This window comes from Streptomyces sp. NPDC006602, assembly GCF_042870385.1.
Classification (GTDB): Bacteria; Actinomycetota; Actinomycetes; order Streptomycetales; family Streptomycetaceae; genus Streptomyces.
Window position 1 is genome coordinate 266,504 of sequence record NZ_JBIAHG010000011.1, and the last position, 24,737, is coordinate 291,240.

A 24,737-nucleotide genomic window follows, 5' to 3' on the forward strand; every position below is an offset into this window, starting at 1 on the left:
GGAATCCCCCTCGCCTGCCGGGGGGAGGGATCAAAACCGCCCGATGTCCCACTGGGGCATCCGGGGTGCTCGCCGAGGCGGCGTGCGCCCGCCTAGCAGGATCAGCCGGGCAGCCCTATGGCGCTGCCCGGCATAGGGCTCCAGCAGCTCCAGCATCACGGAGTCATCCGCGTCCCGGTCCCCGGCCAGCGCCCACCCCACGATCCCCGGCAGATGCAGATCCCCCACCGTCACCGCATCCGCCGCCCCATGACTCCGCTGCACAACCTCCGCCGAAGTCCATGGCCCCACCCCCGGCACAACCTCCAACCGAGCCTGCGCCTGAGCCGGAGTCATCCGTACCGCTTCCTCCATCCGCCCCGCCACCCGAACGGCCCGCAGAATCGTCGACGCCCGCTTGTTGTCGACCCCCGCCCGATGCCACTCCCACGACGGAATCAACGCCCACGTACGAGGCGCCGGCATCACCCACAGCCGCCCACCCGCCGCAGGCCCCGGCGCCGGCTCCCCGAACTTCCGCACCAGCGAGCGCCACGCCCGGTACGCCTCATCGGTCGTGACCTTCTGCTCCAGAATCGACGGGATCAACGACTCCAGCACCAGCCCGGTCCGCGTCAACCGCAACCCCGGCCGCCGATGCCACGCCCTCGCCACCACTCGGTGCCGCGGAGCGAACACGGTCGGATCGTCGTCGGCCCCCAACATCGCCGGCAACCGCTCCAGCAGCCACTCGGCCCCCGGCCCCCACGCCTCCCCGCGCACCGCACCACCCACCGCGGCGACCCGCAGGGTCCCCGGCCCGGCAGGCGTAAGACTGGCCCGCCACACGGACCCGTCCGGCATCGCCCGGAACGTCGGATCCCCGGGTCCCCGCCGCAGCGGCCCGAGCACCAGCCCGAGGTCGAGCGGTCCGTCCGGCACGTACGTCCGCACGAGCCCCGGTGCCTCGGTCTGCCGCGGCACACCGCGCGCCGCGGGCACGCCGACCTCCCCACCGCGCACAGTCGTACGCGTGGGCCGAGGAGCGAAACGTCCTGCCACGAATGAAGTCCCGGGGAAGTCGGAGGTGTCCTGGCTGCCCTACGAGACTAGGCGGCCGTACGACGCCACAGCGTCCGTATGACCAGGCTCACCGCACCTCGAGTCGGCTCACCGCACTGCGACCAGGCTCACCGCACCTCGATGAACGCCCCGGCCTCCCGCTCCGGCCGAGCCCGGGGCTCCTCCGCCGGTTGCCCCACCGCGACGGCCCCCATCGGATCCCACCCCTCCGGCAGCCCCAGCACCTCCCGCACGACGTCCGGGCAGAACATCGTGGACGACACCCACGCCGACCCGAGCCGCTCCCCGGCCAGCGCGACCAGGAAGTTCTGCACGCCGGCCCCCGCGGCGACCACGAACATCTCCCGCTCGGCGGCGTCCCGCCGCGGATCGCCGTACGTGTGCGACCCGTCCATCACGAGGCACGGCACCACGAGATACGGCGCGTTCCGCAGCACATCTCCCCGGCGCACCCGCTTGCCGATCGACGCCTCGCTCTTCCCGTCCCGCCGCAGATCCGCGACCCAGGCGTCGCGCATGGCGTCCAGCAACTCGGTCCGGGCGGCCTGCGACTCCAGCAGCACGAACCGCCAGGGCGTCGTGTGGTGCGGCGCCGGCGCCGTGACCGCCGCGGCCACGGCCCGTCGTACGGCTCCCGGGTCGACGGGCTCGTCGGTGAAGGCCCGTACGGTACGGCGCTGGGTGACCGCTTCCCGTACCGCCTCCGAGGTCCCCAGCCGGAACATGTCGTCGCGCGCGCCGCGCACCATGGCCCGTGCCCCCTCCCCGTGATCGTCGGCCACCACGTGCGACAGCCCGCGCACCACGGCGACGGGCAGCCCGGCGGCCTTGCCCTTGACGAGATCACCGGCCGCGGCCAGTTCGTCCGCCGTCGCGACGACCGTCGCGCTGAGCGGATTGCCGTACGCGTCCGTGCCCCCGCGCAGATCGTCGAGCACGCGCACGCCGGCGGCGCCGATCGCGACATCGGTAAGGCCCGTGCGCCACGGCCGTCCGAAGGTGTCCGTCACGACGACCCCGACGTCGACCCCGAGGGCGTCCCGCAGCCCCTCCCGGATCGCCCGCGCGGACGCGTCCGGATCCTCCGGCAACAACAGCACGGTCCCCGAAGGGGTGTTGGAGGCATCGACCCCGGCGGCGGCCATCACGAGCCCCTGCCGGTTCTCCACGATCCGCAGCGCTCCGCGTCTGGCCACTACCCGCACGGTCTCGGCGTCGATCGCGGCCTCCCGGTCGACCGCCTCGACGATCCGTCCCTCCGCCTTGGACACGATCTTGGAGGTGACGAGCAGCACGTCCCCGTCCACCAGATCCGGCTCCGCGGCGGCGATCAGCTTGCCGAGATCGTCCCCCTGCCGCACCTCGGGCAGCCCGGGCACGGCCCAGACCCGATAACCGTCGACAGGTACGCCGCTCAAACCGCCCGCCGGGCCGTCGCCACCGTCGGTCGTGGCCGCCCCGCCCGGTGCCCCCTCATGCGCCTCGCCGCTCAAACCGCCCGCACCTCCTCGGCCAGCACCAGCGCCTCACGCGCCATCTGCGCGGACGCGTCCACGTCGGTCATCATCAGCGGCACGGCCCGGCACAGGATCCCGGCGGCCTTCACCCGGTCCACCACGCCCGCGTCCACGGTGTCGACCAGCCAGCCGTCCAGCAGCCCCGAGCCGTAGTGCTCGGCGACCGCCGCGGCCGTCGACTCCACGCCCACCGCCGCGAGCACCTTGTCGGCCATCCCGCGCACGGGCGCGTCCCCGACGATGGGGGACAGCCCCACCACCGGCACCCCGGCGTCGGCGATCGCCTCCCGGATGCCGGGCACGGCGAGGATGGTGCCGATGGAGACGACCGGGTTGGACGGCGGGAACAGCACCACGTCCGCCTCGGCGATCGCCTCCAGCACACCCGGCGCCGGCTTCGACTGCTCCGCGCCCACCGGCACGATCGCCTCGGCCGGCACGGAAGCCCGCAGCCGCACCCAGTACTCCTGGAAGTGGACGGCCTTGCGTTCCCCGTCGACCTCGACGGCGACATGCGTCTCGACCCGGTCGTCGGTCATGGGGATCAGTCGCACTCCCGGCTTCCACCGGTCGCACAGCGCCTCGGTCACCGCACTCAGCGGATACCCGGCGCCGATCATCTGCGTCCGCACGATGTGCGTGGCGAAGTCCCGGTCGCCGAGCCCGAACCACTCGGGCCCGACGCCGTACGCCGCGAGCTCCTCCTTGAGGTGGAAGGTCTCGTCGGTCCGCCCCCAGCCCTGCTCCTCGTTGATGCCGCCGCCGAGCGTGTACATCACCGTGTCGAGGTCCGGGCAGACCTTCAGCCCGAAGAGGTGGATGTCGTCCCCGGTGTTGCCGATGACCGTGACGTCCGCGTCCGGCGCGGCCCGCTTCAGACCACGCAGGAACCGGGCACCACCGATGCCGCCTGCCAGAACCACAATGCGCATGGAGCAAGTCTTGCAGGCGGGTACGACATCGCGTCAGGCGGTTACGGCGACGTACCGCCTCGTCGTGCGTCAGGCGGTCACGACGACGTTCGCCTCGTCCGCCTCGTCCGTGCGTCAGGCGGTTACGACGTCCACGTCGTCGTACGTCGCCGGGGCCGAGCACTGGGGCGCGTGCATCTGCATCTCGGTCAGGCCCGGGTAGTAGACGTGCAGGCTTATCGCCGGCTCGAGCGTGTCGTTGACCACTTCGTGCACGTACCCCGGCGCGAACACCCGCTGCGCCCCGGCCGCCAACGCGCGCGTGCCCCGCTCGGTGCGCTCGGTCAGGGTGCCGTCGAGCACGGTGAGGACGCCGGAGGAGCGGCCGTGGTCGTGCAGTCCGCTGCCCTGTCCGGGCACCCAGGACAGCAGCCACACCTCGTAGCCGGGGCCGGTGCGCAGCCGGTGGTACCAGCGGGTGGTGGCGTCGTACCGGACGAGGTGCTCCCACTGGGCGCGGTCGGCGGCGATGGAGCGGGACAGCCCGACGAACTCGGCGACGGTGGCCGGGTGCTCGCGCGCGGGCTGGAGCAGGTGCGGGACTTCGAGGATGTCGCCGGCGATCTGGAGGTCGCTGTCGCTGTTCATGGAGTGCGGTGGTTCCTCGGCGGAGAGTGGGGGATGGCTGGGTGTCACGTACCGTCCGCCCGGGTCGCGGGGAGACAGAGGTGCCCTGGTCCGGGCGTGGGGAACAAGCAGCCGAGTCTCGATGGACTCAGAGGCAGCCGGAGCGCGCCTGGCTCAACAGCTGGAACAGCAACAACAGCTACAGCGAGCGTGGGCAGCACCGGGGGACCCGGCGGAGCGGGTCGAGGTGAGTGCCAAGTTCGCGAGCATGCCCACAAGGACAGCGGTTCACACCATCACTGTCAACTCGACGCCCGGTATGTGGGACATGTTTCACCTCATCCGGTTCATCTCCAAGGTGAAAGGTTTGTTCATGCGCCCACCGGGACACATGGCGCAGAACCAGGCGCACGAGCCTCGGAACGAGATCGAACTCCTGGGCGTCCTTCTCCGTACAGGCCCCAAGGCGCGGTGCGGGAGCGGAGTCCCTCAAGGGTCTCATCTGCCTGTCAAGGTTTATGCCGATTTGAACACTTTCTGCTAGGCCTTGGTTCCGCAGAGTGAATAAGGGGCCCAATAGCAGATCTCGGCTTGACTCGCCCGGAGCAGCACACTTGTAATTTCACTCGTGTCGTTCAGCCGAAATCGGTACGGCTACATCACGGGGACGCGAAAGACAGACGAGGGGCGCACATGACCGAGACGGTGCAGCAACTGCTGGTCGACGACGCGGACGAGGAACTCGGCTGGCAGGAGCGCGCGCTGTGCGCCCAGACCGACCCCGAGTCCTTCTTCCCCGAGAAGGGCGGCTCCACCCGCGAGGCCAAGAAGGTCTGCCTCGCCTGTGAGGTCCGCTCCGAGTGCCTGGAGTACGCCCTCGCCAACGACGAACGCTTCGGTATCTGGGGCGGTCTGTCCGAGCGCGAGCGCCGCAGACTGAAGAAGGCCGCGGTCTGAGCCGAGGGAGCATGCCTCGAGTCCGCACACACATACGTCACGAGCGGCCCGTCGCAGGTGGGTTATCCACAGGCGGCGGGCCGTCGCCATGCCCAGCCGATAGTGTGGGCGCTCGTCCGAGACGCCCCGCTGCCCCCTCGGGGCACAGGCGTCCACCGCAGTCCACCGAACCGGGGCCCGTACCTCGATGTCCGTGCACAGCCACACGGCAGCCCAGCAAGACACCGCTGCCACACCTGAGTTTCCGCGTCATGTGGTGACCGCGGTCCTCGTCTCCCACGACGGCGCCCGCTGGCTGCCCGACGCGCTCGCCGGGCTGCTCGGCCAGGAGCGCCCCGTCCAGTTCGCCATGGGCGCCGACACCGGCAGCGCGGACGACTCCGCCCAGCTGGTCACCCATGCCCTCGGCGCCGACCGCGTGCTGCACCTCGCCCGGCGCACCGGCTTCGGCCAGGCCGTCGAGGAGGCTGGCCGCATGGCTCCCGTCCTCACCCCGGACGACCTGCCGTACTTGAAGCGGCCCAGCGGCTGGGACCCCGTCACGCGTACCTGGCGCGACGACGCCTACGACCTACCGGAGCTCCCGCACGGAGATCCGGTGCAGTGGCTGTGGCTGCTGCACGACGACTGCGCCCCCGAACCCGACGCCCTGGCCCAGTTGCTGCGGGTCGTGGACACCGAGTACGAACTGGGCCGGGACGACGTGGCCGTCGTGGGCCCCAAGCTCCGCGGCTGGTACGACCGCCGGCAGCTGCTGGAGGTCGGCGTCAGCATCGCCCACTCCGGCCGCCGCTGGACCGGCATCGACCGCCGCGAACAGGACCAGGGCCAGCACGACCACGTCCGGCCGGTGCTGTCCGTGTCCACCGCCGGCATGCTGATCCGACGCGACGTCTTCGAGCAGCTCGGCGGCTTCGACCGCCGCCTGCCCCTGATGCGCGACGACGTCGACCTGTGCTGGCGCGCGCACGCGGCCGGCTACCGCGTCCTGATCGCCCCGGAAGCCGTCGTACGACACGCCGAGGCGGCCTCGCGCGAGCGCCGCACCGTCGACTGCGCGGGCCGCACCACCGCCTCCCCGCACAAGGTCGACAAGGCCGGCGCCGTCTACACGCTGCTCGTCAATACGCGTACGGCCGTGCTGCCCTGGGTCCTGGTGCGCCTCGTCCTCGGCACCCTCCTGCGGACTGTTGCCTACCTCGTCGGCAAGGTCCCCGGACAGGCCGTCGACGAGATCCGCGGCCTGCTGGGCACCCTGCTGCGGCCCGAGCGGATCCTCGCCGGGCGCCGCAGGCGCGGCCGTCCTGTCGTCGACAAGGACGAGCTGCGGCCGCTGTTCCCGCCGCCGGGCGCGACCGTCCGCGCCACGGTCGAGCAGGCCGCCGGCAGCCTCTTCGGCAGCTCCGACCCCGAGGCGACCTCGGGGGCGGGCCGGCACGGCGGCGCGGTCGAGTCCGGGCCCGGCGGCGACGACGCCGACTTCCTGGAGGTCGAGCAGTTCGTCCGCATCAAGCGCATCGCCCGCAAGCCCGGCCCGGTGCTCTTCCTGGTGTTGCTGCTGGTCTCCCTGGTCGCGTGCCGCGCCCTCCTCGGCGGCGGCGCGCTCGCGGGCGGCGCCCTGCTGCCCGCCCCGGCCGACTCGAGCGAGCTGTGGTCGCGCTACCTGGACGCCTGGCACGCGGTGGGCGCCGGAGGCACCCCGTCCGCCCCGCCGTACCTCGCGCTCGTCGCGATGTTCGCGTCCGTGCTGTTCGGCTCGACCGGCCTCGCGGTGACCGTCCTGATGGTCTGCTCGGTGCCGCTGGCCGGATTCGCCGCCTACTTCGCCTCCCGCCCACTCGTGGAGTCGCGCCTCCTGCGCGCGTGGGCGGCCGTCGTCTACGCCTTCCTGCCCGCCGCCACCGGCGCCCTCGCCGGCGGCCGCATCGGCACCGCCGTCCTGGCCATCCTGCTGCCGCTCATGGCGCGCGCGGGCGTCGCGGCCAGCGGCCTGGCGCACAGCTCCGGCGCGCGTGGCAGCTGGCGCGCCACCTGGGCGTACGCCCTGCTGCTGACCGTCACCACGGCATTCACGCCGATCGTGTGGCCCATCGCGCTCATCCTCGGCATCGGCCTGCTGGCCGTGCGCCGCGCCGAGATCACCGCCTACGGCCTGCGCTTCCTGGCCCAGCTCGGCACGCCCCTGCTGATCCTCGCCCCGTGGTCGCTGTCCCTCCTCCCCTTCGGCTTCTTCCAGGAAGCCGGCCTGGAGTACGGCGCCTCGACGGCCTCCGCCCTCGACCTGCTCGGCATCAGCCCCGGCGGTCCCGGCACGGTCAGCGGGCTGATGCTCATCGGCGTCGTCCTGGCCGCACTGGCCGCGCTGCTGCGCTCCGAGCGACAGTTCGGGGTCTGGACGGCCTGGGCCGCCGCGCTGGTGGGCCTCGTCTTCGCCGTCCTGTCCAACGCCTCCACCTGGGCAGGCCCCGCGACCCTCGTGTACGGCCTCGGCCTCCTCTCCGCCGCCGTCCTGGGCGCCGACGGGGCACGCGCGCGTGTGGCCGAACAGAGCTTCGGCTGGCGCCAGCCGGTGGCCGCCCTGATCGCCTTCGCCTCGGCCGCGGGCCCGCTGCTCGTCGCCGCAGGCTGGATGATCGGTGGCGCCGACGGCCCGTTGGAGCGCCGCGACCCGGTGCAGGTGCCCGCGTTCGTCGCCGAGGAGAGCGGCACCCGCGACCAGGCCCGCACCCTCGTCCTCGACAGCGACTCCGCCGCCCATGTCGGCTACATGCTGGTGCGCGGCTCCGGCGCCCGCCTCGGGGACGCCGAACTGACCGCGGCCGACGGCGAGAACAGCAGCCTCGACAAGATCGTCGCCAACCTCGTGGCCGGCTCCGGCGCCGATCAGGCCGACCAGCTCGGCAAGTTCGCCGTGCGTTATGTCCTCGTCCACAAGGGCGCGCCCCGCGAGGTGACTCGCGTCCTGGACGCCACACCCGGCCTGTCCCGGCTCAGCCAGCAGGACGGCAGCGGCCTGTGGCGGGTCGACCAGGAGGTCGCGCGCGCCACGATCGTCCCCACGTCGGGTGATCCGCAGCCCGTCGCCGCCGGCCCCGTCGAGATCCACACCACGATCCCCTCCGGCGCCGACGGCCGCGTCCTGCGTCTCGCCGACACCGCCACCGAGGGCTGGACGGCCACCCTGGAGGGCACGCCACTCACCCGCACCACGCTCGACGGCTGGGCCCAGGGCTTCCGACTCCCCGCCTCCGGCGGGAAACTGGACGTCACCTTCGACGACCCGATCACCCACACCGCCTGGCTGTGGACCCAGGGCGCCCTCGCCCTCGTACTGGTCGTCCTCGCCCTGCCCGGCCGCCGCCGGGACATCGACGACGACCTCCCCGAGGAGCCGGCCGTCCCCGCCCAGGCCGTCGCCGGCGAGGGCCGCCGCGCGCGCCGCCTGCGCGCCCAGGCCGAAGCCGAAGAAGGCGGTCGGCCCGACGAGTTCACGCCTCCTCCTCCGAATGAGGCCCCCGCCGCGGTCCCGCAGCAGCAGTCCTACGGTCAGTGGGACACCCCGAGCTACGCGGGCACCGAGTACGGCGCCGACTACGGCGAGCAGTACCAAGGCGCCCAACAGCAGTACCCGGCAGGCGGATACGACCAGCAGCCCTACCAGGCGGACCCGTACCAGGGCGGCCAGTACGACCCGTACGCGCACGGCGGCCGGCCCCAACAGGCGCCCTACGACCAGGGATACGGCGGGCAGTACGACCAGCAGGGCTACGACCCGGCGTACGACCCGAACGCGCCGCAATCGCACGGCGACGGCAGTGAGCGCCCCGACGGGAGTCAGCAGTGAACCGCACCACCCTGTCCCTGATCGCCGGCACCGCCGCGCTCGCCGCAATCACCGGGTTCGCCACACTCACCACACCGGACGCCGCCGGCAAGGACACCGCCGAGGCGGCCGCAGTACTGCCCGTGGAGCGCACCAGCCTGCTGTGCCCGGCGCCCAGCATCTCCGACCTCGCGGACACGTCGTACACGTCGTACACGCCTGTCACGAAGGGCGCGGAGAACGACGGCAAGGCCGAACTCCGGCCCGCCACGGACCATTCGGCGCAGGGCAAAGGGAAGAAGAAGGCCGACAAGCCGGTCCTGACGCCGAAGGAGCCCGGCACCCCGGTCACCGGGGACGCCTCGGGCGGCAACTCGCCCGCGCTCGTCGGCACCGCCGAGGGCAGGTTCGCGCCCGGCTGGACGGTCCAGGAGACCACCGAGGTCGCCGCGGGCACCGGCCGCGGTCTCCAGGGCGTCAACTGCACCGCACCGGACACGGAGTTCTGGTTCCCGGGCGCCAGCACGGCCGCCGACCGCACCGACTACGTGCACCTGACCAACCCGGACGACTCCGCGGCCGTCGTCGACATCGAGCTCTACGGCAAGGACGGCGCCCTGGACTCCACGGTGGGGGAGGGCCTCACGGTCCAGCCGCACTCCAGCGAGCCGGTGCTGCTGTCCACGCTCACGGACGAGAAGCAGGAGAACCTCACCGTCCATGTGAACGTCCGCAGTGGGCGCCTGGGCGCCGCCGTACAGGCCCTGGACGACAAGCTCGGCGGCGACTGGCTGGCCGCGTCCACCGACCCCACGGGCAGCCTCGTCCTGCCGGGCATCCCCAAGGACGCCACCGCGGTGCGGCTGGTCGCCTTCACACCCGGCGACTCCGACGCCGACCTGAAGGTGCGGCTCTCCTCGCCGACCGGCGAGATCACGCCGGCCGGCAACGAGACACTGCACGTCAAGGCGGGCATGACCACCGCGGTCGACCTCGGTGACCTGACCCGTGGCGAGGCCGGCTCCCTGATCCTGACCCCCACCGACCAGTCCGTGCCGGTGGTCGCCGCCCTGCGGGTCGTACGCGGCAAGGGGGCGAAACAGGAGACGGCGTTCATCCCGGCCACCCGCCCGGTCGGCACGCGCGCGACGTCCGCCGACAACAGCGCCAAGGGCACCACCCTCTCCCTGGTGGCACCCGTCGGGGCCGCGAAGGTCAAGGTCACCGCGTCGGCGGGCAGCGACGGCGGTACGGCCGTCTCGAAGACGTACACGATCAAGGCAGGCACGACCGAGAACGTCGAGGCCCCGACCCCGAGCGGCCTGAAGGGCACGTACGCCCTGACCGTCGAGCCGATCTCCGGCGGCCCGGTCTACGCGTCGCGGACCCTGACGGCCACGGAGGAGGGCGTCCGGGGCTTCACCATCCAGACGCTCCCGGACGACCGGGGAACCGTGGCGGTACCGGAGGCGGACCAGGACCTGTCGGTATTGCAGAAATAGGCGGGGGCGGGCCGCGCGATCCGCGGGCGGTTCAATCCTCGCCGTACCGCGGATCCACCGTCTCGGGAGTCAGCCCCAGCAACTCGGCGACCTGCTCCACCACGATCTCGTGCACGAGGGCGGCCCGCTCGTCCCGCCCTTTCGTGCGGATCTCCACCGGCCGCCGGTAGACGATCACCCGGGCCGGCCGCCCCTCCCGAGAGGGAATCGTGCCGCCCATCGGAACCGCCTCGTCGTTCCAGGCCTCCCCGGGCGCGTCCAGCCGCGGCACCTCGAGCACCAGGAAGTCGATGTCGGCCAGCTGCGGCCACCGCCGCTCCAGACGCTCGACGGAGTCCTGCACCAGGTCCGCGAACGCCTCGGCACGGCTGGCCGCGAGCGGCACCTGCGGCGGTGCGATCGGCCCGCGCATGCCCCGACCGTGGCGATCACGACGGCGGGGCCCGGGTCCGGCGGAACGGGGCGGTACGGGGTTGTCCATCACTGGTGAAGAGTAGTCCCCGCCCGGGCCGCGTGCCCGGCGCCCACGCGGCGGCAGGGACCGCTCCCGCCCATCCCCCACGGCATGTCGGCAGTTGACCATTCCAGCCAAGGTTGGGCTCGATTCCATGGCTCTTCAAGACCGTCGATCTCAAGGCAATTGACGTGGTTTGTGCCGAGTGGTGACCGGTTTCAGAACCGTTCGACCCCTCGGCCTCATGTGTCCGTGCAGGTCAGCGGGGTGTGGCCGGAGGGGCGTGTGGGGCGTTTCACATGACGACACGGTGGAGTGGCCTCGGGGAGAGTCGTCGCGGCCCGCTCAAGAGTGCGGTACCGTCCAACGTCGTGAGCCCTGTACGTCGTTGTTCGCGCACTGCTTGCGGCCGTCCCGCCGTCGCGACGCTGACGTACGTCTACGCCGACTCGACCGCGGTCCTCGGCCCGCTCGCCACCTACGCCGAACCCCATTGCTACGACCTGTGCGCCGAGCACTCCGAGCGCCTCACCGCCCCGCGTGGCTGGGAGGTCGTCCGCCTCCTCGACGGCTCGGCTCCGGCCCGGCCCAGCGGCGACGATCTGGAAGCGCTTGCCAACGCCGTGCGCGAGGCGGCCCGTCCGCAGGAGCGGGCGGCCGGGGCCGGTGGCGGCGGGAGTCGAGGGGCGGACCCCATGGAGGTCGCGCGCCGCGGCCATCTCCGGGTGCTGCGCTCCCCGGACAACTGACCTGCTCGGCCCCCTTCTTGAGAGCGTGATCCCGCCGCGGAACCTCGACGTCGCCTGCGCGGCCGTGGGCCTCGGCGGCCGCGCAGGGGACCTGCTGCGCAAGATGCCGCCCTGACGGCGCTGTTCCGCTTCTGACCTGAGGTAACGGCTGGGAGTCCACTCGGCTACCGCAGACCGCATGGTCAGTGAGTGCGGGTAGTTTGTGGTGACCAGAGGACTTTCAGAAGGGGTGGCCGTGGCCGCTGATCTCTCCCAGCTCGTGAAGGCGTACGACGTACGCGGGGTTGTTCCGGACCAGTGGGACGAGCCCCTCGCCGAGCTTTTCGGGGCCGCGTTCGTCCGGGTGACCGGCGCGAGCGCGATCGTGATCGGGCACGACATGCGGCCCTCGTCGCCCGGACTGTCGGCCGCCTTCGCACGCGGAGCCGCAGCCCGCGGTGTGGACGTCACCGAGATCGGCCTGTGCTCGACCGACCAGCTGTACTACGCCTCCGGCGCGCTGAACCTGCCCGGCGCGATGTTCACGGCCTCGCACAACCCGGCCCAGTACAACGGCATAAAGATGTGCCGAGCGGGCGCGGCCCCGGTCGGCCAGGACACGGGCCTCGCCGAGGTCCGCGCGCTGGTCGAGGGATGGAGCGAGACGGGCGCCCCGGCCCCCGCGGCCACGACGGGCACGATCACCCGGCGCGACACGCTGACGGACTACGCGGCCCACCTCCGCGCCCTCGTCGACCTGACCTCCATTCGCCCCCTGAAGGTCGTCGTCGACGCGGGCAACGGCATGGGCGGCCACACCGTCCCCACGGTCTTCGAGGGCCTGCCCCTGGACCTCGTGCCCATGTACTTCGAGCTGGACGGCACCTTCCCCAACCACGAGGCCAACCCCCTCGACCCGGCCAACATCGTGGACCTCCAAAGGCGTGTCCGCGAGGAGGGCGCCGACCTCGGCCTGGCCTTCGACGGGGACGCCGACCGCTGCTTCGTCGTCGACGAGCAGGGCGACCCGGTCTCCCCGTCCGCGATCACCGCCCTGGTGGCCTCCCGCGAACTCGCCAGGCACGGCGGCAAGGGCATCGTCATCCACAACCTGATCACGTCCTGGTCGGTGCCGGAGGTCGTCAAGGAGAACGGGGGCACGCCGGTACGCACGCGCGTGGGCCACTCCTTCATCAAGGCCGAGATGGCCAGGACCGGCGCGATCTTCGGCGGCGAACACTCCGCGCACTACTACTTCGCGGACTTCTGGAACGCCGACACCGGCATGCTCGCCGCCCTGCACGTCCTCGCCGCCCTCGGTGGCCAGGACGGCACTCTCTCCGCGCTGGTCGCCCAGTACGACCGCTACGCCGCCTCCGGCGAGATCAACTCCACGGTCGACGACCAGGCCGGCCGCCTGGCAGCCATCAAGGCCGCGTACGAGGGCCAGGAGGGCGTCACCCTGGACGAACTGGACGGCCTCACCATCGCCACCGCCGACTGGTGGTTCAACGTCCGCCCCTCCAACACCGAGCCACTGCTGCGCCTGAACGCCGAGGCGAGGGACAAGGCGATGGTGGCGAAGGTTCGGGACGAGGTATTGGGAATCATCCGGGCCTGAGGGCCGGTCCTTGCCGAACTGGCCGGTCTTTGCCGAAGCTCTCGACTGACCGAGACGGATGGTGGCTGGGCACAGGCCGGGTCCAGACAGGCCGGGTCCACGGAGCGGAGCCCCTGGCGGGAAGCCGGGGGCGCCGAACCTCGAACCCCAGCTCGTCCCGGTCCAACCCCCGCCACCCCACCCCTCCCGGCGGTAACCTGACCAGGCACATCCGCACAGGCACACGTACCAGCGCATTCTCGAAGGGACACACCCCATGCCGCTCGAAGCCGGCCTCCTGGAGATCCTCGCCTGCCCGGCCTGCCACGCCCCCCTCAAGGAGCAGGACACGGAGCTGATCTGCACCGGCCAGGACTGCGGCCTGGCGTACCCGGTCCGAGACGGCATCCCCGTCCTCCTCGTCGACGAGGCCCGCCGCCCCGCGTAAGCGACGACCTGGCGACCCGGAGACCCGCGAAACCGACGACCCGGCGACCGGAGGCTGCCCGCCCATGCTCGACGAATCGCTGCTCGACACCCCCGAGGCACTCTCGGAGGCCGACCACCGCGGTCTGCTCCGCGGCGCCGCCGAAGCAGGCGCCCGCGTCCGCACCGCCGCCCGCCACGCCGCCGAGGCCGGCGTGGGCGACCTCAAACCCGACGGCCGGCCCCGAGCCGTCCTCATCGCGGGCCCCGGCGCCGCCGCCACCCACGCCGCCGACCTCCTCGGCACGCTGGCCGGCGCCGGCAGCCCCGTCACCCGTCTGGCCCCCACCGGCGTCGCCCCCGCGGCGGGCGCCATGCGCTGGGAGCTGCCCGGCTGGGCCGGCTCCGTGGACCTGCTGCTGATCGCCACCCCCGACGGCAGCGAGCCGGGCCTGTCCCTGCTCGCCGAACAGGCCTACCGCCGCGGCTGCAGCCTCGTAGCCGTGGCCCCCTCCCACTCGCCGCTCGCCGAGGCGATCGACGGCGCCCACGGCCTCTTCGTACCGATGGCGATCGCCCCGTACGACCAGGACGAACCACTCGCCGCGTCCGCCCCCGGCGTGCTGTGGGCGCTGCTCACCCCGCTTCTCGCGCTCCTGGACCGTACCGGCCTGCTCGTCGCCCCGCCCGACGCCCTGGAGAAGGTCGCCGACCGCCTCGACCGGATCGCCGAGCGCTGCGGGCCCGCCATCGCGACCTACAGCAACGCGGCCAAGACCCTGGCCGCCGAGCTCGCCGACGCCCTCCCGATCATCTGGACCGAGGGCACCTCGGCGGGCCCCGCGGGCCGTCGGTTCGCCGCCGCACTCGCCGAGCTCTCCGGCGCCCCGGCCGTCGTCGCCGAACTGCCCGAGGCACTCGCCGCGCACAGCGCCCTGCTCGCCGGCCCGCTCGCCGCCAGCGCCGACCCGGAGGACTTCTTCCGCGACCGCGTCGAGGAACCGCCCGCCCTGCACGCGCGCGTGGTGCTGCTCCGCGACCGCCCGATCGGCGGCCTCACCGCCGCCCCCGCCGCCCGTGACCTGGCCCTCAGCCACGACACGCCGATCAGCGAACTGGAGCCGGAGCCCGGCGGCGAACTGGAGACCCTCGCGGAACTGATCGCCGTCACGGATTTCGCGGCCGTTTACCTGGCGCTCGCATCGAGGGCCTGATCTGGTCCCGCGCCTTTCCGACCGGAGCCCGCCGAGCAGCGTACGTACGGAGACAGAGACACAGCATGGACCGCCTCGACAACACCGTCCGCCCCTACGCCTGGGGATCCCCCACCGCCATCCCCGCACTGCTCGGCACCGAGCCGACCGGCGAACCACAGGCGGAGATGTGGATGGGCGCCCACCCCGGCGCGCCCTCGCGCACCGACCGCGGCACGCTCGTCGAGGTCATCGAGGCCGCCCCGGAACGGGAACTGGGCGAGAAGGCCGTAGCCAAGTTCGGCCCCCGGCTGCCCTTCCTCCTCAAGATCCTCGCCGCCGGCGCCCCGCTCTCCCTCCAGGTGCACCCCGACCTCGCCCAGGCGAAGGAGGGTTACGAGGACGAGGAGCGCCGCGGCATCCCCGTGGACGCCGGGCACCGCAACTACAAGGACGCCAACCACAAGCCCGAACTCATCTGCGCGCTCACCGAGTTCGACGGCCTGTGCGGCTTCCGTACCCCGGCACAGGCCGCCGACCTCCTCGACGCCCTCGGCGTCGACTCCCTCAAGCCCTACGTCGACCTCCTGCACGCCCAGCCGGAGGATGCCGCCCTTCGTGAGGTCCTCACCGCCGTCCTCACCGCCGACCGCGAGGAGATGGCCCGCACGGTCACCGAGGCCGCGGCCGCCTGCGCCCGCCTCGGCGGCGACCACGCGCCCTACGCGGACATCGCCCACCACTACCCGGGCGACCCCGGCGTCATCGCCGCGATGCTCCTCAACCACGTCCGACTCCAGCCCGGCGAGGCCCTGTTCCTCGGCGCCGGCATCCCACACGCCTATCTCAGCGGCCTCGGCGTCGAGATCATGGCCAACTCCGACAACGTCCTGCGCTGCGGCCTGACCCCCAAGCACGTCGACGTCCCCGAACTCCTGCGCATCGTCCGCTTCCAGGCCGGCGACCCGGGTGTGCTGCGCCCGGAGGCGTCCCCCGACGGCGAGGAGGTCTACGAGACCCCGATCGACGAGTTCCGGCTCTCCCGGTACGTCCTCCCGGAGGGCAGCACCACCCACGACCTCACCCGCGCGACCCCGCAGATCCTGCTCTGCACGGCAGGCACCGTCCGGGCGGGCGAGCACGAACTGACCCCCGGTCAGTCGGTCTTCGTCCCCGCCGGAGAACAGGCCGAAGTGTCCGGGATCGGCACGCTCTTCCGGGCGACCGTCGTCGTCTGAAACGACCACACGGTGCCCTCGCGCGCCGTCGTCATGCCGGGCTGCAACAATGGCCCACCGCAAAGGACGGGCAAAGCCCGGGACCGCGTACGAAGGGACAACGCGAACACATGAGCGCGTCAGGCGGCACCAAGGCGATCGTGGCAGCACTCGGAGCCAACCTAGCGATCGCGGCATCGAAGTTCGTGGCGTTCGCGTTCAGCGGTTCCTCGTCGATGCTCGCCGAGGGCGTGCACTCCCTCGCCGACTCCGGGAACCAGGCCCTGCTGCTGGTCGGCGGCAAGAAGGCCCAGCGCGAGGCGACCCCGCAACACCCCTTCGGCTACGGCCGCGAGCGCTACATCTACGCCTTCCTCGTCTCGATCGTCCTCTTCTCGGTCGGCGGCATGTTCGCGATCTACGAGGGCTACGAGAAGATCAAGCACCCGCACGAGATCGAGCACTGGTACTGGCCGGTGGGCGTCCTGGTGTTCGCGATCATCGCCGAGTCGTTCTCCTTCCGGACGGCCATCAAGGAGTCCAACCCCCTGCGAGGCGACCACTCCTGGCAGGAGTTCGTCCGCCGCGCCAAGGCGCCCGAGCTGCCGGTGGTCCTCCTGGAGGACCTCGGCGCGCTCGTCGGCCTGATCCTCGCCCTCGGCGGCGTGGGCCTGGCCCTCGCGACCGGCGACGGCGTCTGGGACGGCATCGGCACCCTCTGCATCGGCGTCCTGCTCATCGTCATCGCGCTCGTCCTGGCCGCCGAGACCAAGTCCCTGCTGCTCGGTGAGGCCGCGGGCGTCGAGGAGATCCGGAAGATCGAGGCCGCCATCGTCGACGGCGACACCGTCACCGGCATCATCCACATGCGCACGCTCCACCTGGGGCCCGAGGAACTCCTGATCGCCGCCAAGATCGCCGTACAGCACGACGACACGGCCGCCGAGGTCGCCACCGCCATCAACACCGCCGAGTCCCGCATCCGCGAGGCCGTCCCCATCGCCCGCGTCATCTACCTCGAACCGGACATCTACAGCGAGACCGAGGCCGCCAAGGGCGCCGACCGCGAGGCCACCCCGGGCGGCCCGACAGCGCACGGCGCCGGCCACTGACTTCTCGTACGGCCGTCTCGGACACCTTTCTCGTAAGGCTGTTTCGTAAGGCCGTTTCGTACGGCAACGGGGGGCCCACCGAGTTGCTCGGTGGGCCCCCCGTCGTGCGCCTACCGGATGTCCCCGAGCACGCCGAGCACAGCGTCCTCGTCCTCGGCGGTCATCAGCCGCTCCCGGAACCCGGCGTCCGTCAACTTCCGCGACAACAGCGCCAGAATCCGCAGATGCTCGTCGCCCGCGGCAGCCTCCGGCACGGCGATCATGAACACCAGCTTGGCCTTCGTCCCGTCCAGGGAGCCCCACTCGACCCCCTCGACGGACCGCGCGAACCCAACCACGGGCGCGGTCACCGCGTCGGTCTTGGCATGCGGAATCGCGATCTCCTCACCGAGCCCGGTCGTGCCCTGCTCCTCCCGCCGCAACGCCGTACGCACCAGCTCGTCCGCGTCCGCCACCTTGCCGCTACGCGCAAGCAGCCCCGCCATCTCCCGGACGGCGGCCTCCTTCTCACGCGCGTCGAGCGAGACCTTCACGGTCTGCGCGGTGAGGTAGCCGGAGAGGGCCGTGTCGGGACCGCCGGCTTCGCCCGCCGCGGTCTCCCTTGCGGGAACGCTCACGCCCGCCGGGGCAGCTGACGTCCCGGTCACAGCCTGCCGCGCTACGACGGCACCCGCGCCCACCCCGACCAGCGCAGGCTCGGCCCCCGGCGCGCCCCCGCCGACGACCGGCGCACCCCGACGCTTCCGCTCGCTGATGTCGACCAGCGTGACCGTCGTCAACGCGGTGACCACCGTGCCGATCACCACCGCCACGAAGAACATCGGCACGCCACTCACCGCGCCCAGCACCGCGACGATCGGCCCGCCGTGCGGCACCGCGTCCTCCACGCCGGCGACGCCGGCGACCGCACCGGCCACCGCGCCGCCCAGCATGTTGGCCGGGATGACCTGTGCGGGCCGCGCCGCCGCGAACGGGATCGCGCCCTCGGAAATGCCGAAGCAGCCCATGAACAGCGAGGCCAGGCCCGTCTCCCGCTCCTGCTCGGTGTACAGCCGCTTCCGTGTCAGCGTGGCCAGGCCCTGGCCCAGCGGCATGACCGGGATCGCCGCCGCGCACATGCCCATGACCGTCTGGTTGCCGGTCGCAATGAGCCCGGCGCCGAAGAGGAAGGCCGTCTTGTTGACCGGTCCGCCCATGTCGAACGCGATCATGAGACCGAGAATCGCGCCCAGCAGGATCGCGCTCGTGCCGGTCATCCCGCTGAGCCAGTCGGTCAGGTGCTCGAAGACCCAGGAGATCGGCTTCCCGATGACGTAGATGAAGAACAAGCCGAGCGCTGTCGTGGCCACGATCGGGATCACGATGATCGGCATGATCGGCTGCACGAACTTCGGGACCTTGACCTTCTTGATCCACAACACCAGATACCCGGCGAGGAACCCGGTCACGATCGCCCCGATGAAACCGGCGCCCGCCTTGGAGTCGTACAGCGACCCGGTATTGGCGATCCAGCCACCGATCATGCCCGGCACGAGCGCGGGCCGGTCGCCGATGGCGTAGGCGATGTATCCGGACAGGATCGGGACCATCAGCGTGAAGCCGATGACGCCGATGTTGTTCACGTCCATCCAGAAGGAGTCCTTCGGGATGACGAGGCCTCCGGACGGGTCGGTGTGCCCGCCGAGCGACAGCGAGGCGGCGATCAGCAACCCGCCGACCACCACGAACGGGATCATGTAACTGACCCCGTTCATCAGCGCCTTGTACCCGACGCTCCGCTCCTTGCCGAGGCCCTCGGCAACGGGCTTGATCGAGCCACCTTCGGTGTGCACCGGCGCCGACTGCACCCGCTCGATCAGCCGCCCGGGATGGTGAATGCCCTCCGCCACCCCGACAGTGAGGACCCGCTTGCCCACGAAACGGCTCAGGTCCACGTCCTTGTCCGCGGCGACGATGACGCCGTCCGCGGTGCTGACATCGTTGTCGTCGAGGACGTTTTCGGCCCCGATGGATCCCTGCGTCTCCACCTTCATGTCGATACCGCGGCTCTCGGCGGCCTGCGCGAGCTTCTCCGCCGCCATGTACGTGTGCGCTATGCCGGTCGGACACGCGGTCACCGCGAGCAGCTTCAGCCGCCTGCGCTCGCCATCGCCGCTGCCCGTGGGGGGAGGGCCGGCCGGACTTGTCACGTTGATCTCCTAACGTCTTTGTCCCGCGGAACGCCGTCCCGGACGCCCCACAGGATCGATCAGAGGTCCCGATCTACCCGCATCCTGCAACACCCACGCCGACGCTCAAGGTGCGAAAGTCCCTTCCTGTCCCAGTCTGTTGAGCTCTGCCCTCCCGTCCGTAGGTGTCCTGTTGTCGCTGTACGGCCGCCCACCACCGATGCCGACGACACTCCGTGATCGGCGTGATGTGTTCGGAGGCGGACTGGGGACGGCCGGGTCCACCGGTGTAGCTTGGGTCGGAGCCAGACGTCGCTGCTGATGGCGGTCGGGCGGTCCCTTCGCGGACCGACCGAGGGAGAGAGGGCCTCCGACGGACTGTGCTGCGCGCACGCGGGCATGCCTGTGTCCTCCTTCGGGGCACCCCTGTGTCCGCCGCCGCGCAGACCAGCCGTACCCACCTCGACCCAAAATCCCGAGGAGCAGCTCGTATGACGACTGTCGACAACCGACAGGACTTCAAGGTCGCCGACCTCTCCCTGGCCGAATTCGGCCGCAAGGAGATCACTCTCGCCGAGCACGAGATGCCCGGCCTGATGTCGATCCGCAAGGAGTACGCCGAGGCGCAGCCCCTGGCCGGCGCCCGTGTCACCGGCTCCCTGCACATGACCGTCCAGACCGCGGTCCTCATCGAGACCCTGGTCGCCCTGGGCGCCGAGGTCCGCTGGGCCTCCTGCAACATCTTCTCCACCCAGGACCACGCGGCCGCCGCCATCGCCGTCGGTCCGAACGGCACGCCCGACAACCCGCAGGGCATCCCGGTCTTCGCCTGGAAGGGCGAGACGCTGGAGGAGTACTGGTGGTGCACGGAGCAGGCACTGACCTGGCCGAACACCCCCACCGGCGGCCCGAACATGATTCTGGACGACGGTGGCGACGCCACGATGCTCGTTCACAAGGGCGTCGAGTACGAGAAGGACGGAAAGGTCCCGGACGTCGAGACCGCCGAGTCCGAGGAGCACGGGGTGTTCCTCCAGCTGCTGACCCGCACGGTGGCTGAGAGTCCGCAGAAGTGGACTCAGGTCGCCTCTGAGATCCGCGGCGTGACCGAGGAGACCACGACCGGCGTCCACCGTCTGTATGAGATGCAGCGCGACGGCACCCTCCTGTTCCCGGCGATCAACGTCAACGACGCCGTCACCAAGTCGAAGTTCGACAACAAGTACGGCTGCCGCCACTCCCTGATCGACGGCATCAACCGCGCCACCGACGTCCTCATCGGCGGCAAGACTGCGGTCGTCTTCGGCTACGGCGACGTGGGCAAGGGCTGCGCGGAGTCCCTGCGCGGACAGGGCGCCCGCGTCATCGTCACCGAGATCGACCCGATCTGCGCCCTCCAGGCGGCGATGGACGGCTACCAGGTCACGACCCTCGACGAGGTCGTCGACAAGGCCGACATCTTCATCACTACGACCGGCAACAAGGACATCATCATGGCCTCGGACATGGCCAAGATGAAGCACCAGGCGATCATCGGCAACATCGGCCACTTCGACAACGAGATCGACATGGCCGGCCTCGCCAAGGTCCCCGGCATCGTCAAGGACGAGGTCAAGCCGCAGGTCCACACCTGGAAGTTCCCCGACGGCAAGGTGCTCATCGTCCTCTCCGAGGGCCGCCTGCTGAACCTGGGCAACGCCACCGGCCACCCGTCGTTCGTGATGTCCAACTCCTTCGCGGACCAGACCCTGGCCCAGATCGAGCTGTTCACCAAGCCCGACGAGTACCCGACCGGCGTCTACGTGCTGCCCAAGCACCTCGACGAGAAGGTCGCTCGCCTCCACCTGGACGCGCTCGGCGTGAAGCTGACCACGCTCCGCCCGGAGCAAGCGGCGTACATCGGCGTCGAGGTCGAGGGCCCCTACAAGTCGGACCACTACCGTTACTGAGCCGACACCCCGGCTCGCGACGAGCACGTCCGTGCACTGACGCGCTCCCGCAACAGCAGGTCCTTCGAGGCAGGCCCCCGCACCCCCGTGCCGGGGGCCTGCCCCTTTGGCCGCTGCGGCCGGACCAGCCCGCTCACCGAGCACGAGTCAAGCCCCAGGACCAGGACCCCCATGCCCCGCGGTCGCTATTCGCTCCACGATCCGCACGATCACACCCCCCTCGCGGAAGAGCACTTCAACTGCGCCCCCGGCCCCTCCGGCTGGCGCTACGTCTCTCAACTGACCACCCCCTCGGGCGACCACAGCGGCTCCGTCGACCTCACCCTCGACGAACTCGGCCGTCCCATCCGCCTCGAACTGCACGCCGCGAGCTGGCAGGTCCGCGGCGCCGCCCTCGACGGCGTCACCTGGGTCCGCACGGACCCCACCGGAACCCATGCCACAGAAGGCAACGTCCCCGCCCATGCCTTCACCGGCACATCCCCCGCATTCCTCGTCGCCACCACCCGTCTCCTCCGCCTCACCCCCTCCGCCACAGCAACCCGCGTACGCCTCGTCGCCTTCACGGACCCGGTCCTCGCACCGCGTACCGTGGACCAGTCCTGGGCCCTGCTGAAAAGAGAAGCACACGCCACTGACAACGGCCCTCTGACCGTGGAGGAATACCAGGTCACAGCCCTGGACACGGGGGAGCAGCACACCGTTCACATCGCCGGCGACGTGGTCCTCGCGGCACCCGGAATCGAGCTGGAAGACCTCGAATCCCCGCCGTCGGCGTTCGCCTGAGCGAAGACGTCAGCCGCACGTGCCGGGCCCGGAAGCTCGCCGAGCGACTACCCGCCCACCCCGCAACCGCCCCACTGCGTCAGGCAGGCGGCACGAACCCGGTGCCGGGACGATCGGCAGCCGTCGTCTCACGGGGCGGAGCCGAAGGCTGGGGCGACTGCACCGGCATCTCCGGCTCACCGCCGCTCCCGCCCTGCGCCTGACCGCCCATCGGAGCCACGGCCTCCCCGCTTCCTCCCGCCGGCGTGATCCACGCGCTCTGCGCGGCGGGCTGAGCAGCGGCCACCGCCGGCGGTACCGCCGGAGGTCCGTACATACCCGGCGCACCGGCAGCATGCGGCGCACCGCCGAAACCCGGCCCACCACCGACGCCCGGCCGACCACCCACGTACCCGGCACCGACCGGCGCCCCGCCCACAGCCGCACCCGCGCCGAAGGCCCGACGAGCCTCCCGCGCCTGCCGCTCCTGCACGACCGCCGCCAGATACGCGGCCGGCGGCACGTCCGGCGGCGCCGGCGCGCCCGTACGGACCGTGAGATCAGCGGCGAGCCGCTCCGCCATGGCCCAACCGACCCGCGGATCCAACTGCTGCATCCGCGTCAGATACTGGCGGATCGCAAGCCACAAGCCGTCCGGTACCGCCGACAGATCGAGCGCCGAGAAACGCCCGGCCAGCCAGGGCGGAGGCGGAGGCACGAAGCCCATCCGCGATGCCGGCACCCGTTCCCGTACGACCAGGGTCCCCGCGAACACGTCACCGAGCCGACGCCCGCGCTCCGAGACGAGGGACGCGATGCAGGCGACGACTCCGAACGTCATCAGGATCTCGACGGCACCGACCGCTCCCCGCACCAGCGCATGCCGGAACCGGATCGGCCCGCCGTCGTCCCGAACCACCCGCAGTCCGCACGCCAGCTTCCCGAGCGAACGCCCGTGGCTGAGCGTCTCCACCGCGATCGGCGCCCCCACCAGTACGAGAAGGAACGCGGCGATCGACAACGCGACCTGGGCCGCCTCGTCCAGCGAAGCGGTGGAGGCCACCAGAGCGATGGTCACCAGGATGTAGGCGGTCAGGGCCACGGCCAGATCGATCAGCACGGCCAACGCCCTGCTGGGCAGCTTCGCGGGCCGCAATTCAAGCGCCACCGCCTCGCCCGTCACCAGATCACTCACGTCTGTCCGCCGTCCTTCCCCTGACCTGCCCCGAGAAGAGTCAGTCTGCCAAGCTGAGGGCGCATCGCGTCGCAGTACGACAAGCTGACCTCACGACGAACCGCCGACGACCAGCCGAGGAGCAGGCAGACCGATGGACCTCGACGTCTTCGTCACCGCCCACCGGGCCGAGTGGGACCGCCTCGACGCGCTGCTCCGTCGCCAGCGTCGCCTCACGGGCGCCGAGGCCGACGAACTCGTCGCCCTCTACCAACGCACCGCCACGCATCTCTCCCTGATCCAGTCCAGCGCCCCCGACCCGCAGCTGACCGGTCGGCTCAGCCAACTGGTGGCACGCGCGCGCAGTGCCGTGACAGGCACCCGCCGCGCCTCCTGGCGCGACGCCACCCGCTTCCTGACCCACGGCTTTCCCGCCGCGGTCTACAGGTCGCGCCACTGGTGGGTGCCCACAGCGCTCCTGTCCACGGCCGTAGCGGCCGTCCTGGGCTGGTGGATCGGCACTCACCCCGAAGTGCTGTCCTCCATCGCGGCCCCCACGGAACTGCGCGAGCTGACTCGCCCCGGCGGCCAGTACGAGACGTACTACTCGAGCCACCCAGCAGCCTCCTTCGCCGCCCAGGTCTGGACGAACAATGCCCAGGCCGCGGCAATGTGCCTGGTTCTGGGTGTCTTCCTGGGCCTCCCGGTCCTCTGGATCCTCTTCCAGAACATGCTCAACCTCGGCGTCGGCATCGGCCTGATGTCCTCGGCTGGCCGCCTCGACACCTTCCTCGGCCTCATCCTTCCGCACGGCCTGCTCGAACTCACCGCAGTCTTCGTCGCTGCCGGCACAGGGCTGCGCCTCGGCTGGACGGTGATCGACCCCGGCCCGCGCTCCCGACGCTCAGCCCTGGCGCAGGAGGGCCGAGCCGCCGTGGGCATGGCGATTGGCCTCGCGCTCGTCCTCTTCATCTCCGGTGCCATCGAAGGCTTCGTCACCCCCTCCGGCCTGCCGACCTGGGCCCGCATCGGCATAGGCATCGCCGCCGAGTCGGCTTTCCTCGCGTACGTCTACATCCTGGGCGCCCGTGCGGCCCGCGACGGAGACACCGGCGACGTGGAGGCGGCGGAACGCAGCGCCACCGTCCCGACAGCCGCCTGATGTGCGTTCACCCTCGCAGGGCTGCTACTGTCTCCTTCGCCCCAAGAGCTCCGTTGACACGGAGCTCTCGGGGAGGTAGATTTAAACAGTTGTCTGGAGCCCGGTAGCAATCTGGTTCGGCGACAGTGAGTGTCTGTCTGGCTTCAAGGAACATTGATTCCAAAGAAGCCCCCTCCCGATAAATCGGAAACGAGCGGCCGGTCTGACCGGCTGAAAAGTTCTGATAATGTCGGAAGCGCCGGAAAGGGAAACGCGAGAGCGGGAACCTGGAAAGCACCGAGGAAATCGGATCGGAAAAGGATCTGGTAGAGTCGGAAACGCAAGACCGAAGGGAAGCGCCCGGAGGAAAGCCCGAGAGGGTGAGTACGAAGGAAGCGTCCGTTCCTTGAG

The 24,737-nt window shown here is 71.3% G+C and carries 19 protein-coding genes; 12 read left to right on the forward strand and 7 right to left on the reverse strand.

The genetic code is table 11. The features are described from left to right. Positions 1-30 precede the first annotated feature (30 nt). The 4 genes from ACFYO2_RS27250 to ACFYO2_RS27265 form a co-directional block, all read right to left on the reverse strand. Positions 31-1,041, reverse strand: coding sequence for a DNA-3-methyladenine glycosylase family protein (locus ACFYO2_RS27250; protein ID WP_388354171.1), 1,011 nt, complete (start codon positions 1,039-1,041; stop codon positions 31-33). 128 nt (positions 1,042-1,169) lie between these two features. Beyond that, positions 1,170-2,480, reverse strand: coding sequence for a coenzyme F420-0:L-glutamate ligase (locus ACFYO2_RS27255; protein WP_388354241.1), 1,311 nt, complete (start codon positions 2,478-2,480; stop codon positions 1,170-1,172). Positions 2,481-2,551: 71 nt separating this feature from the next. Next, the gene (gene cofD / locus ACFYO2_RS27260; protein WP_388354174.1) at positions 2,552-3,511 is read right to left on the reverse strand and encodes a 2-phospho-L-lactate transferase; all 960 of its coding nucleotides are present in this window, start codon (positions 3,509-3,511) and stop codon (positions 2,552-2,554) included. Positions 3,512-3,625: 114 nt separating this feature from the next. Further along, complete coding sequence (locus ACFYO2_RS27265; protein ID WP_388354177.1) at positions 3,626-4,138, reverse strand: cysteine dioxygenase; 513 nt, start codon at positions 4,136-4,138, stop codon at positions 3,626-3,628. 672 nt (positions 4,139-4,810) lie between these two features. Here ACFYO2_RS27265 and ACFYO2_RS27270 point away from each other — a divergent pair. The 3 genes from ACFYO2_RS27270 to ACFYO2_RS27280 all read left to right on the forward strand — a co-directional run bounded on the left by ACFYO2_RS27270 (position 4,811) and on the right by ACFYO2_RS27280 (position 10,399). Further along, positions 4,811-5,074 (forward strand): WhiB family transcriptional regulator, encoded by a 264-nt coding sequence (locus tag ACFYO2_RS27270; RefSeq protein WP_010034659.1) that lies wholly within the window; start codon positions 4,811-4,813, stop codon positions 5,072-5,074. Positions 5,075-5,261: 187 nt separating this feature from the next. Next, on the forward strand, positions 5,262-8,918 hold the full coding sequence (locus tag ACFYO2_RS27275; RefSeq protein ID WP_388354179.1) for a glycosyltransferase: 3,657 nt from the start codon (positions 5,262-5,264) through the stop codon (positions 8,916-8,918). Continuing rightward, entirely contained in the window at positions 8,915-10,399 is a 1,485-nt protein-coding gene (locus ACFYO2_RS27280; protein ID WP_388354182.1) for a DUF5719 family protein, read from the forward strand. Before ACFYO2_RS27275 ends, ACFYO2_RS27280 begins: the two co-directional genes overlap by 4 nt. Positions 10,400-10,430: 31 nt before the next feature. On the opposite strand, the gene ACFYO2_RS27285 is transcribed toward ACFYO2_RS27280, so the two are convergent. Further along, a complete protein-coding gene (locus tag ACFYO2_RS27285) occupies positions 10,431-10,880 on the reverse strand; it encodes a metallopeptidase family protein (protein WP_388354244.1) in 450 nt (149 codons plus the stop codon). Positions 10,881-11,152: 272 nt separating this feature from the next. Here ACFYO2_RS27285 and ACFYO2_RS27290 point away from each other — a divergent pair, with 272 nt between their 5' ends. From ACFYO2_RS27290 to ACFYO2_RS27315, 6 genes are all read left to right on the forward strand, one after another. Continuing rightward, entirely contained in the window at positions 11,153-11,602 is a 450-nt protein-coding gene (locus tag ACFYO2_RS27290; protein WP_388354185.1) for a DUF3499 domain-containing protein, read from the forward strand. A 235-nt stretch (positions 11,603-11,837) separates the two neighbouring features. After that, on the forward strand, positions 11,838-13,202 hold the full coding sequence (locus tag ACFYO2_RS27295; protein WP_388354188.1) for a phosphomannomutase/phosphoglucomutase: 1,365 nt from the start codon (positions 11,838-11,840) through the stop codon (positions 13,200-13,202). 256 nt (positions 13,203-13,458) lie between these two features. Then, a complete protein-coding gene (locus ACFYO2_RS27300) occupies positions 13,459-13,629 on the forward strand; it encodes a Trm112 family protein (RefSeq protein WP_007382472.1) in 171 nt (56 codons plus the stop codon). 64 nt (positions 13,630-13,693) lie between these two features. Continuing rightward, positions 13,694-14,821 (forward strand): SIS domain-containing protein, encoded by a 1,128-nt coding sequence (locus tag ACFYO2_RS27305; protein WP_388354192.1) that lies wholly within the window; start codon positions 13,694-13,696, stop codon positions 14,819-14,821. Between the two features lie 65 nt (positions 14,822-14,886). Continuing rightward, on the forward strand, positions 14,887-16,038 hold the full coding sequence (manA, locus tag ACFYO2_RS27310) for a mannose-6-phosphate isomerase, class I (protein ID WP_388354195.1): 1,152 nt from the start codon (positions 14,887-14,889) through the stop codon (positions 16,036-16,038). 110 nt (positions 16,039-16,148) lie between these two features. Continuing rightward, positions 16,149-17,129 (forward strand): cation diffusion facilitator family transporter, encoded by a 981-nt coding sequence (locus ACFYO2_RS27315; RefSeq protein WP_388354198.1) that lies wholly within the window; start codon positions 16,149-16,151, stop codon positions 17,127-17,129. A gap of 110 nt (positions 17,130-17,239) precedes the next feature. Here ACFYO2_RS27315 and ACFYO2_RS27320 read toward each other — a convergent pair whose 3' ends face one another. Further along, positions 17,240-19,318: a fructose-specific PTS transporter subunit EIIC gene (locus ACFYO2_RS27320; RefSeq protein ID WP_388354201.1), complete on the reverse strand. Its 2,079-nt coding sequence runs from the start codon at positions 19,316-19,318 to the stop codon at positions 17,240-17,242. Between the two features lie 470 nt (positions 19,319-19,788). Here ACFYO2_RS27320 and ahcY point away from each other — a divergent pair, with 470 nt between their 5' ends. Continuing rightward, positions 19,789-21,246 carry an adenosylhomocysteinase gene (ahcY, locus tag ACFYO2_RS27325; RefSeq protein WP_388354203.1) on the forward strand — a complete coding sequence of 486 codons (1,458 nt, stop codon included), beginning with the start codon at positions 19,789-19,791 and terminating at the stop codon, positions 21,244-21,246. A 171-nt stretch (positions 21,247-21,417) separates the two neighbouring features. Then, on the forward strand, positions 21,418-22,032 hold the full coding sequence (locus tag ACFYO2_RS27330) for a hypothetical protein (RefSeq protein WP_388354205.1): 615 nt from the start codon (positions 21,418-21,420) through the stop codon (positions 22,030-22,032). A gap of 79 nt (positions 22,033-22,111) precedes the next feature. On the opposite strand, the gene ACFYO2_RS27335 is transcribed toward ACFYO2_RS27330, so the two are convergent. After that, a complete protein-coding gene (locus tag ACFYO2_RS27335; RefSeq protein ID WP_388354208.1) occupies positions 22,112-23,206 on the reverse strand; it encodes an RDD family protein in 1,095 nt (364 codons plus the stop codon). A 133-nt stretch (positions 23,207-23,339) separates the two neighbouring features. Here ACFYO2_RS27335 and ACFYO2_RS27340 point away from each other — a divergent pair, with 133 nt between their 5' ends. Further along, entirely contained in the window at positions 23,340-24,347 is a 1,008-nt protein-coding gene (locus ACFYO2_RS27340; RefSeq protein ID WP_388354210.1) for a stage II sporulation protein M, read from the forward strand. Positions 24,348-24,737: the final 390 nt, after the last annotated feature.

What these genes read in the sequence shown, in the direction of transcription:
- cofD (WP_388354174.1), bottom strand. Translation starts at nt 3,511, where the DNA reads ATGCGCATTGTGGTTCTGGCAGGCGGCATCGGTGGTGCCCGGTTCCTG.
- ACFYO2_RS27265 (WP_388354177.1), bottom strand. Translation starts at nt 4,138, where the DNA reads ATGAACAGCGACAGCGACCTCCAGATCGCCGGCGACATCCTCGAAGTC.
- ACFYO2_RS27270 (WP_010034659.1), top strand. Translation starts at nt 4,811, where the DNA reads ATGACCGAGACGGTGCAGCAACTGCTGGTCGACGACGCGGACGAGGAA.
- ACFYO2_RS27275 (WP_388354179.1), top strand. Translation starts at nt 5,262, where the DNA reads ATGTCCGTGCACAGCCACACGGCAGCCCAGCAAGACACCGCTGCCACA.
- ACFYO2_RS27285 (WP_388354244.1), bottom strand. Translation starts at nt 10,880, where the DNA reads ATGGACAACCCCGTACCGCCCCGTTCCGCCGGACCCGGGCCCCGCCGT.
- ACFYO2_RS27290 (WP_388354185.1), top strand. Translation starts at nt 11,153, where the DNA reads ATGACGACACGGTGGAGTGGCCTCGGGGAGAGTCGTCGCGGCCCGCTC.
- ACFYO2_RS27300 (WP_007382472.1), top strand. Translation starts at nt 13,459, where the DNA reads ATGCCGCTCGAAGCCGGCCTCCTGGAGATCCTCGCCTGCCCGGCCTGC.
- ACFYO2_RS27305 (WP_388354192.1), top strand. Translation starts at nt 13,694, where the DNA reads ATGCTCGACGAATCGCTGCTCGACACCCCCGAGGCACTCTCGGAGGCC.
- manA (WP_388354195.1), top strand. Translation starts at nt 14,887, where the DNA reads ATGGACCGCCTCGACAACACCGTCCGCCCCTACGCCTGGGGATCCCCC.
- ACFYO2_RS27315 (WP_388354198.1), top strand. Translation starts at nt 16,149, where the DNA reads ATGAGCGCGTCAGGCGGCACCAAGGCGATCGTGGCAGCACTCGGAGCC.
- ahcY (WP_388354203.1), top strand. Translation starts at nt 19,789, where the DNA reads ATGACGACTGTCGACAACCGACAGGACTTCAAGGTCGCCGACCTCTCC.
- ACFYO2_RS27330 (WP_388354205.1), top strand. Translation starts at nt 21,418, where the DNA reads ATGCCCCGCGGTCGCTATTCGCTCCACGATCCGCACGATCACACCCCC.
- ACFYO2_RS27340 (WP_388354210.1), top strand. Translation starts at nt 23,340, where the DNA reads ATGGACCTCGACGTCTTCGTCACCGCCCACCGGGCCGAGTGGGACCGC.